Origin of the sequence: Thermolongibacillus altinsuensis (assembly GCF_004341205.1) — a bacterium.
Lineage (GTDB): Bacteria > Bacillota > Bacilli > Bacillales > Anoxybacillaceae > Thermolongibacillus > Thermolongibacillus altinsuensis.
In genome coordinates this window covers 19,234-28,671 of sequence record NZ_SLUL01000022.1, presented here as the reverse complement: position 1 = coordinate 28,671, position 9,438 = coordinate 19,234, and the positions used below count along the sequence as shown (strand labels likewise).

Below are 9,438 nucleotides of genomic sequence, written 5' to 3'. Positions count from 1 at the left end.
TTTCAAAACTGTTTGCGTTCATATCCATTATGGGAAGGAATGATGGATTTTCATGCATGGGTGGGGAGTAAAATTACTCATGGATGTTTTTATTGAACATGAGTTCAATCATCTTCTAACAAAGATAGGAGTGGAGCAATGAAAACAGCTGTTGTATTCGGAGCTACCGGCGGAATGGGGAATGCCCTTGTGGAAGCTCTTGTGAAAAGAGGGATTTCCGTCATTGCTGTTGCACGTTCAGAACACGTCTTACTAGAAAAACAAAAAAGCTGGGGAGCTTTAGCCATCCCAATGGTCGGCGATGCCGTGAACCCGGAAGATGTCAGGAAAGCTGTAAAAAATGCTGACCTTGTCTTCCATTCTATCAACATACCATATCAGCATTGGGATCCTAATCTCATGATAATCCTCTCTCATATTCTAGAAGCATGCCGGATTGAGAATAAGCCTTTCATCTATGTGGACAATATTTATTCCTATGGAATACAAGACCGCAAAACCACTGAATCTGCACCAAAGAATCCGCACACAAAAAAAGGAAAGTTACGGTTAAAACTATTGGAACAAATCGAGCAGTCTGGAGTTCGGTACTTAATTGCTCACTTCCCCGACTTTTACGGTCCGAACGCTGGAAATACGCTACTCCACTTTACTTTTCAGCAGATGTTAAAAAAGAAAACGGTTTTCTATGTCGGAAATACATCCATTCAAAGAGAGTTTATCTATATAAAAGATGGAGCTGAAGCATTAGTAGAGCTGTCGCTAAGAGAAGAAGCCTTTGGGCAGTCGTGGAATATTCCTGGGGCCGGTACGATTTCTGGAAAAGAAATTGCCAAGATCGCGGGAGACTATTTAAAAAAAGAAATCCGCATCATGCCGATCTACAAATGGATGATCCAACTCGTCGGCTTATTTGATCCCTTTATGAAAGAATATGCGGAAATGATGTATTTGAACGAAAAACCCGTTATATTAGACGGCAGCAAATATGAAAAAGCGATCGGTCCCGTTCCGCGAACACCTTATGAAATAGGAATCCGCGAAACATTAAAACAGATGAAATCATAAAAAAGCCTGTCACCTCCCGATATCTAGAAATCTTCCAAAAACTCGGGGGTGACAAGCGCTTTTTTATTTTGGTGACAATGTAAGGATGTCACCTTCTTTTAATTCGGTTATAGTGGTTGTGTGATACTTCCCTGCAGCCCAGTCGTTGATTTGGTTATGATACCAACGGCTTTTGAAATGCCCCGCTTGCCCCGGTCCGACAATATGTTGGCCATTTTCGATATCGCTTAAATCGATCACGAAGCGCCAAGATGCGCCATGATTGACAATGCCATTTTCCTCAAAGCTCGCCGCCTGCACCGTCACCTGACTGCCGCCGATTGGAATTGGTTTCTCTCTATTCAAGAAAAATTTCAATAAACTCGATGAAGAAGACATTGGATGAGCGAAATAAAGCTGATGATAGTCTCCCCATTTCCAATCAGATGGATCATCACCAAACTTCTCACTTAACCGTTCTAGCACATTATGCAGAGAGGTGTGCAGTACTTTTGTAAGCCCTCCTTTTTCTGTAAACCATGGCGACACATCTCCATTTGCCGCTCTTCTGATCAATTCATCGACAACGGCTTGCTTTCCTTCAAACAATTGATCGATTTCTTCTGGAATTTCTTCTTTAAATAAAACATGTGGAATTTCTTTCATCCAAAGATGGAAAATGAGTGGAGCTGCCTTGTCAGGACTGTCTACGTAATTCCATTTTTCTAACTGAGCGATTGCTTTTTGATCGATTTCTTCAAGTGATGCGGATTGCAAAGATTTGAGCATGATCGGCACAAATTCTTCTGCCCATAAATTTTTTTGATCCATTTGCAGTTCCTTCATGTCTGCAAGCGTTAATTGATCTTTTCCCTCTAAATATTGAGCAATACGCATATAACGGTACGGCTGTGCCCAATGATGGCTAATATGGTATGGGTAATCATCGCCGATTACTTTATTGTTCGCTGTTGCGATAAACCCTTCTTGCGGATTGACCGAACGTGGAAGTTCATCATAAGGAATGAATCCGTTCCATTCATATTCATCCGTCCATCCTGGAACAGGAAGCAACCCATCCCCTTTTTGGCGAATCGGAATTTTTCCATTTGCCTTATAAGCAATCGTTCCGTCTTTGGAAGCAAAGACAAAGTTTTGCGTCGGCACATGAAAGTTTTCCAACGCCTTTTCAAACTCCTCCCAATTTTTCGCTTGATTCATCTTTAAAACCGCTTGAAGTTCTAATGAAGGATCGAGCGCTGTCCAACGCAAGGCTAAAACTGTGTCATCATCTGATGGATAGGCAAATTCGGAAATCACCGGTCCATGTCGTGTGATGGCCACCTCATACGGAATCGTCTTTCCGCCTTTCACTTGAATCGGTTCCTTGACAATCGTTGCTTCTTCCCAATTTCCGTTATATAAAAACTGATGTTTGTTATGCGGATTTCGTTTTTCGATATATAAATCTTGAACGTCTGGTCCCGTATTCGTGACACCCCATGCTACATGTTCGTTATGACCTAAAATGATGCCGGGAATGCCTGCAAAAATAACGCCGCTGACATTGACGGTTGGAGCTTGCAGGTGCATTTGATACCAAATGGACGGCGTGCTTAACGATAAATGAGGGTCATCTGCCAACAGAGGTTTCCCGTTTTTTGTTTTCTCCCCGCTTACAACCCAGTTGTTGCTTCCGTTCAACTCCGGCGGGATGACAGCATTCGCAAACGCTTTTTCAATCGATAACGGCACATCTTTATATGCTTGCAAAATGGTCGGTGCGTCTTTCGGATAAGATGGGAATAAATCATATGCTTTTTCTTCCGAGAGGTTTTTTAACGCCCAATAGCGGAACGCTTGCCCTTCCCAATGGCCGCCTAAGTCAAAAGCCATATATTTTCCAATCGTTAACGAATCAATCGGTGTCCATTTTTCAGGCTCGTAGTTTAAAAGCTTAAATTCAAGCGGCAGGCGTCCTTCCTTTTTGGCGAGGGAGATATAAGCATTTACTCCATCGGCAAATGCTTGCAGGACTTTCTTTGCCTCTTCGCTATATGCGCCATAGGAAGCTTCAGCTGCCCGGCGCAATCCTAACGTGCGGAAAAACTTATCACGATCCACCGTCGCTTCACCAATCACCTCACTTAACCGGCCGGATGCCTGCCGTCTGCTTAAATCCATTTGAAAAAGCCGGTCTTGTGCTTGAACAAATCCTTGAACAAAATATAAATCGTGCTCATTTTTCGCAGTGATATGTGGAACTCCCTGTTCATCTCTCACCACTTTTACTTGCTCTGACAAACCAGAAACAGCCAGTTCCCCTTCCGTTTGCGGTAATGACCGATTGATGTAAACGCTTACAAAAACAACACCGCTAAGCAGTAACAATGCAAGAACTGCTAAAGAAACTCCCAAAATTTTTTTCAATCTTTTAGGCTTTTCTTTTTGCCGAACCGCTACTTCCATTCAATTGTCCCCCCTTCTTTCCTAATGTATATTAAGGATTGAAAAGGAAAATGTATGTAGTGAGAGATGAAGAAAAAACAAAAAGGAGAGACTTTGCGAGAGGCTCTCCTTCTCTTTTATTCTACCAATCTTTCGGAAAAATTCATGACGTGCTAGGCACCTTACTAATTTCTGTTTTCATATAACAGTACTTGAGCGATGCCGACAAAGTATTCCGATTCGCGAATAATATGGTTCAACACTACTTTGGCGGTTGGATTTTTACTAACCGCCGCACTTTCCGTCTTTATTTGTTGGCATAGTTTAATAAAATCCAGGCTTTGCTGCAAGCAATAAGAAACTAATTGCAACACCTGCTGATACAGTTGTTCGGGAATATAATAAGCCGCGCGAATAACTGATTCAATATAGCGAACAACTTGCTGATGGGTTGCCGATAAAACTTCCTCCCATTTCTTCAACGCTTCAACGTATGGTGCCTCTAAGCCGGTGACAAGCTCCCGAATCACAACAGTATGCTCTTCTTCCTGGTGTTTCCAAAACTCCGCCTCATCCAAAATCCGCAACGGCATTTGCTGACCGTAATAAAATCGCATCATCCATCCTCCCCATTTGCGCTTCTCATTTCAATGTATGGGGAGGGTAGAAAAGATATGATTTCCTATCCTTTTTAAAGTTGACCTTGGAATACCTTACAAACCATATTTAAGTGAATAAAAGAAAAATTCCTTTTCCTCAGCCAGACGCCTTATCATCTAATGCTTGAGCCAAAAACCATAGATAAGCAAAGCATTCATAAGAATCATATATAGGATAATCTGAAAAATCATGATAGCTGCCACTTCTTTAAACTTCTCCGCCAAGAAAAAAACAGCGAAGCCCCCAATCAGAAACTCGAGCATTGGGGCCCATACAATCAACCATTTCATATATCTTCCTCCATGTTCATCTTGAATGTCTCTTATATTATGAATATATAGCTTATCATAACTCTAAATATATTACATAGCCATCTGCAGACGTAATACGATCCTCCTGAACATTTCGTGTAATGAATTGGCTATGCTATAATTATCAAAAATGGCTACGGAAGGGGATTATATTTTGAGTGTTATGAATGAGCTATTTTCAATCGAAGAAGTCGATAATTTTGTAAACCATCACCATTTAGCATTTTTATACATATCCCAAACAAATTGCGGTGTGTGTCATGCTTTGTTACCAAAAATCAAAGAAGTCATGAGCGATTTTCCAAAGATTCAACTCGCTTTTATCAATGCCGATCATGTTCCGGCCATTGCAGGGCATCTCTCCATATTTACTGTCCCCGTTATGATTTTATATGTCGATGGAAAAGAAGTTCTTCGAGAAGCTCGGTTTGTTCATGTTGAGCAGTTTCGCGAAAAAGTGAAAAAAATTTATTTTTTAACACAAGAATGAAGTCTCTGAATGAAATGATTGCACAAGATACTTTAACAAAAGAAAGGAGAGCCGGCTCATTCAATGCTCCCCTTTTCTCACCCAATCAATCAGCAAACAGCCGAATATTACTCCAATTCAGTATATTTCTTTTTCGATCCAAAAGATTTCTCGATTGGGTACTTTTGTTCGTTTTTCTTTATTTTATTTATAATGGCTTCCTCTAAATCAATCCCTAATTCATGGGCAAGCAAAAGGGCATAAATGACGACATCCGCGAGTTCATCCTTCATATTTTCAAAATTCTCTCGAACCGCTTCCTCACTGCTTTTCCATTGAAAATTTTCCAGAAATTCTCCTGCTTCTAAACTTAGCGAAATCGCTAAATCTTTTGGTGTATGAAACTGTTTCCAGTTACGTGCATCACGAAATTCAATGATTTTTTGCTGTAAGTGTTTCAATGTATTCACCTCTGAATGTTTATGTAATCATCTACTAAAATGTAAAGGACGCTTTGTTTGTTTTTGATTGGATGGAACGCTTTTTTGTGAAAAATTCATAACCCGTCAAACAAATGTAAAGATAAGGCAAGGCCAAGAAAAATCCTGCTAATACATCAGACGGATAATGAGCTTGTATGCTCAAGCGGCTGATGCCTGTTAACAAAGCAAGGAAACTGCACACAATGTAAATCATCCATTTCGCCGATCGTTTTTTCACTTCCATGCCGGCGAAATAAGCGATTAACAACAGATAAATGCTTCCAACCATCGCATGACCGCTTGGAAAACTAAAACCTTCTTCGCCATGCGGAAACAGCGGTCTCTCTCGACCAATCGCGTTTTTGATGATCGTATTGAGTCCATAGCCGCCTCCAACAGCAGCTAATACTAGAACGATTCCGTAAAAATCTTTCTTTCGGAACCATAAAAACAAGATCAATCCGATACTACAAAGTCCTATGACCGTTTTTGAGCCGAATATAGAAAACATCCCCAGCCAATCCAATTTCCCGAACTGATCTAATAAAGTTTGATCCCAAGGAAGAATCCATTCACTTTTCACGCTTGCCCATACAGCTAAAAATAACAGAAAAGACAAAATGGACAGAATGGCAAAGCTTTTTTTCATCATTTTTTCTCCTTTTCTTTCACGATATGGAATACGTAGTGGTTCGTGGAAATGGCATCATTATTTTACCAAGATAATATTTAAAAATAAACCGCTCCGTCATTTCTTCCGATACGACCTATGTGATCATGAAAAGAAGAATGCTTTTCTGTCTCATCCAACAAGTTTTTCGTTCTAAATGTATGCCGATTCCGAACATGAAACACATAACGAGGCTGACCCATTTGAGTCAGCCTCTTTTTCTTTCCATTATTATCGTTCTTGTCCTTTTAACACCTCTTGTAAAGAAACTTTTTTCAATTTTCGGCGGCTGATCCATAAGGAAGCATAATAGGAAGCGTAAATGAAAAACAAACCGAGAACCGCCATCCTATAATCGACGCCAACAGGTAAGACATAATTTGTTTCATCCGCAATCGAGCGAACAAGCGCGTCAATACTGAATAAAGAAATAGGGATCCCGAGCAAATAACTGACAAAGACGACCGGTGTATAAATATTAAGAATAAGTGAAGCGATGGAACGGTCCTGATACCCCATGATTTTCATTAAGGAAATCGTTATCGTGTTCTCATCAACGATTAAGTTCGTAATTAAAGAAACAATAATAACACCAATCACAAAAGCGAGCCCTGACATAATGAACAAGGAATAACGCATCGGTTTCATAATGGATTGAAACGATTGAATCATATCTTCTTTTGATTCGGTCATGTACACCCCTTGAGGATGAGAAAGCGGCTCTTTTGTCCATATACCTACATAAGCACCGTCCGGATATCCTGCCCAATCGTTTACCGCTTCACGATTCATATAAATCGATGTCCCTGTATAAATCTCCGCAATTCCTTTTACCGTCACAGAAAGCTTTTTCTGATTGGACTCGCTCCAAAGAAGAAGTTCATCGCCTTCTTGAACATTCAACGCATAGGCTAAGGCTTTCGTTACGATCGCTCCCTCTCCCATTGATGAAAGCAAGCGATGCCCTTGACCATTTTCCAATCGAAGAAGTTTTACAGATGGATCGATCCCGTATACGGAAACAGTTTGATCTTCATCTAGCTTCTTGCCGTTAACGGAAAGAATGGATCCTTCAGCAAACGTAAACGGATCACCCGATTTCGCATCGCCTCGCTGAAGTTCTTGAAAATAGTAGGCGTATTCGTATTTGAAGCTTTCCTTGTACGTTTTATTTAACAACGTATCCATTGAATTCATAGAGATAAAACCATACATTAATAAAACGGTAGCCAAAATGATTCCCATGCTTAATAAGATCATTCGACCGATATGACGAGTTAACATACGTAAGCGAAAGCGAGAAGAAAATTTTTTCAAGCGAAAACGGATGAACCGCTCTCGATGAATACGATTTTTCCGTTGCTGCAGGGACGGACGAAGCAAATCAATGGGCGATTGACGAAGTTGTCGAGCAATAACGTACCAACTAACAAGACAAAGTAAACTTAACGGAACAATCAAAGCGAAAACAAGGGCCTCGACATTCACTTGAAAATCATGTAATAACGGCAAATTAAAAAATTGGGTATAGATTTCCGTAATGGGAATCGAAAAGAACAATCCGCTCACAATGCCGAGCACGCTTCCGACCAATCCGATCAACACAGGATAAAGGAGAAATGCCCGAACAATCTCTCCTTTCCGGTAACCGATCGAGAGGAGGGTTCCTAATTGGCTTCGTTGAAGTTCCAAACGCCGCTTTAATAAAACGAGAACCATCATCACGACAATCCCGGCAATAAAGAGCGGAAAAACCTTCGTCGTCGTTTTCGTTCCTTGAATTTCCGTCTCAATATACGTAATCCGTGGATTTTCGTCTCCATTCATCCATAAAATAATCGGAGTGATCGAAGACAATGCCGCTCGAAACTCGTCTGCTTGCTCGCCTTTTTTCCAGTGCCCGGAATAGAATATGACTCCTGTCCCTTCTAACCGTTCAAACCCTTTATCGCTAACTAAAGCAATTCCAAAAGAAGCTGGATCTTGAATTAAGTCGTTTACATTTTTTAACATATACACATAATCAGGCAAATAAATGGTTCCGGAAATGGTCCATTTTTCTTGCCCGATCGTCAACGTATCGCCAACGGACAACCCGTTCGCGGTTGCATACGACTGCGCAATCGCAATTTCGTTGTCTTTCTCTGGGAGCTTCCCGTCTTCCACATACGGTATATTTACCGTTTCAGGAATGGTAAACACGCGAAGAGATTTTCCTTTTCCTAAAAAAACATCCTTTCCCTTTCGTTCCTCTAAGAGAACTTGATATTTCTGTTCTAGTTCTTCCATTTGTTGCTTTTTCAACGATGTCCCCGTAAACACATGGAAATCTTCTTGTACGTATTGTTTGACAAATTGTTCATTGCTTTCTTCTAACGCATGAATCGATGTATTTAACATCACATACAGCATCACAGCTAAAGCTAACAAAACAATCGTGCCGCTATATTGGAATTTACTTTTCCTAATTTCCCGCAAAACGCCTTTCGAGAGCTTATTCATACCCAATTCACCTTCTCCGCGTCAATTGGATGCTCGTTTTTCGCGCACTCCACTAGCTCCCCGCTTTTCATTTTGACGACCCAATGGGCCATGGCACTAATCCCTTGGTTATGGGTAATAATCAGAATGGTCGTTCCGAATTGTCGGTGAACGTCTTGTAACAGGCGTAAAATCGTTTTTCCCGTTTCTTCATCCAACGCCCCGGTCGGCTCATCGCAAAGCAGCAGACGCGGATTTTTCACTAACGCCCTCGCAATTGCCACCCGTTGCTGTTCCCCGCCGCTTAATTGCTGCGGAAACTTATCTTTTTTATCGTACATGCCCACCCCTTTTAAAACCTCATCGATCGGCAACGGAGACTCGCTAATTTCAGCGCCTACCTCTACATTTTCGTATACGGTTAACGTCGGAATAAGGTTGTAAGATTGAAAGATAAAGCCCACATATTTCCGTCGGTACTCCGTTAACTGATCATCATTGAATTCGTGAATTGCTTGATCGAAAATATGTACTTCTCCACCGTTCGCACGATCGATTCCTCCGATGACATTTAATAGCGTCGACTTACCAGAACCAGAAGGCCCTAAAATGACGGAAATCGTCCCCTCCGGTAAGGTTAACGATACATTTTTTAACGCTTGAACTTCTACATCTCCGCTTTTGTACACTTTTTGCACGTTTTTTAATAAAATCCCCATCATTCATTCCTCCCTTATACATCCATCTTACATAGCGAGCTGTCGAAACACAATTTTTTCATGAAATCCTCAGCTTTCAACGTGAAAAATAAATGAAAAAACAAAAAAAGACAGAAGCACCACAGATTCTGTCTTAACTCATCACTTTTTA

Annotated in this window: 9 protein-coding genes; 2 read left to right on the top strand and 7 right to left on the bottom strand. The window is 40.9% G+C overall.

Annotation, left to right across the window (positions count from 1 at the left end; genetic code table 11):
- Window positions 1–138 precede the first annotated feature (138 nt).
- Window positions 139–1,068: an SDR family NAD(P)-dependent oxidoreductase gene (locus EDD69_RS14280; protein ID WP_132949583.1), complete on the top strand. Its 930-nt coding sequence runs from the start codon at window positions 139–141 to the stop codon at window positions 1,066–1,068.
- A gap of 63 nt (window positions 1,069–1,131) precedes the next feature.
- Here EDD69_RS14280 and EDD69_RS14275 read toward each other — a convergent pair whose 3' ends face one another.
- The 3 genes from EDD69_RS14275 to EDD69_RS15445 form a co-directional block, all read right to left on the bottom strand.
- Window positions 1,132–3,516 carry a penicillin acylase family protein gene (locus tag EDD69_RS14275; RefSeq protein WP_132949582.1) on the bottom strand — a complete coding sequence of 795 codons (2,385 nt, stop codon included), beginning with the start codon at window positions 3,514–3,516 and terminating at the stop codon, window positions 1,132–1,134.
- 164 nt (window positions 3,517–3,680) lie between these two features.
- Window positions 3,681–4,112, bottom strand: a complete 432-nt coding sequence (locus tag EDD69_RS14270) for a DUF2935 domain-containing protein (protein ID WP_132949581.1) — start codon at window positions 4,110–4,112, stop codon at window positions 3,681–3,683.
- A gap of 159 nt (window positions 4,113–4,271) precedes the next feature.
- On the bottom strand, window positions 4,272–4,445 hold the full coding sequence (locus EDD69_RS15445; RefSeq protein WP_165871806.1) for a hypothetical protein: 174 nt from the start codon (window positions 4,443–4,445) through the stop codon (window positions 4,272–4,274).
- A 184-nt stretch (window positions 4,446–4,629) separates the two neighbouring features.
- Between EDD69_RS15445 and EDD69_RS14265 the strand changes: the two genes are divergently transcribed.
- Entirely contained in the window at window positions 4,630–4,956 is a 327-nt protein-coding gene (locus EDD69_RS14265) for a thioredoxin domain-containing protein (RefSeq protein WP_165871807.1), read from the top strand.
- 107 nt (window positions 4,957–5,063) lie between these two features.
- On the opposite strand, the gene EDD69_RS14260 is transcribed toward EDD69_RS14265, so the two are convergent.
- The 4 genes from EDD69_RS14260 to EDD69_RS14245 all read right to left on the bottom strand — a co-directional run bounded on the left by EDD69_RS14260 (window position 5,064) and on the right by EDD69_RS14245 (window position 9,287).
- Window positions 5,064–5,396, bottom strand: a complete 333-nt coding sequence (locus EDD69_RS14260) for a nucleotide pyrophosphohydrolase (RefSeq protein ID WP_132949579.1) — start codon at window positions 5,394–5,396, stop codon at window positions 5,064–5,066.
- A 34-nt stretch (window positions 5,397–5,430) separates the two neighbouring features.
- Complete coding sequence (locus EDD69_RS14255; protein WP_132949578.1) at window positions 5,431–6,066, bottom strand: phosphatase PAP2 family protein; 636 nt, start codon at window positions 6,064–6,066, stop codon at window positions 5,431–5,433.
- A gap of 252 nt (window positions 6,067–6,318) precedes the next feature.
- Entirely contained in the window at window positions 6,319–8,589 is a 2,271-nt protein-coding gene (locus tag EDD69_RS14250; RefSeq protein ID WP_132949577.1) for an ABC transporter permease, read from the bottom strand.
- Window positions 8,586–9,287 carry an ABC transporter ATP-binding protein gene (locus tag EDD69_RS14245; RefSeq protein WP_132949576.1) on the bottom strand — a complete coding sequence of 234 codons (702 nt, stop codon included), beginning with the start codon at window positions 9,285–9,287 and terminating at the stop codon, window positions 8,586–8,588. The genes EDD69_RS14250 and EDD69_RS14245 overlap by 4 nt, the downstream gene beginning before the upstream one ends.
- Between the last annotated feature and the right edge of the window lie 151 nt (window positions 9,288–9,438).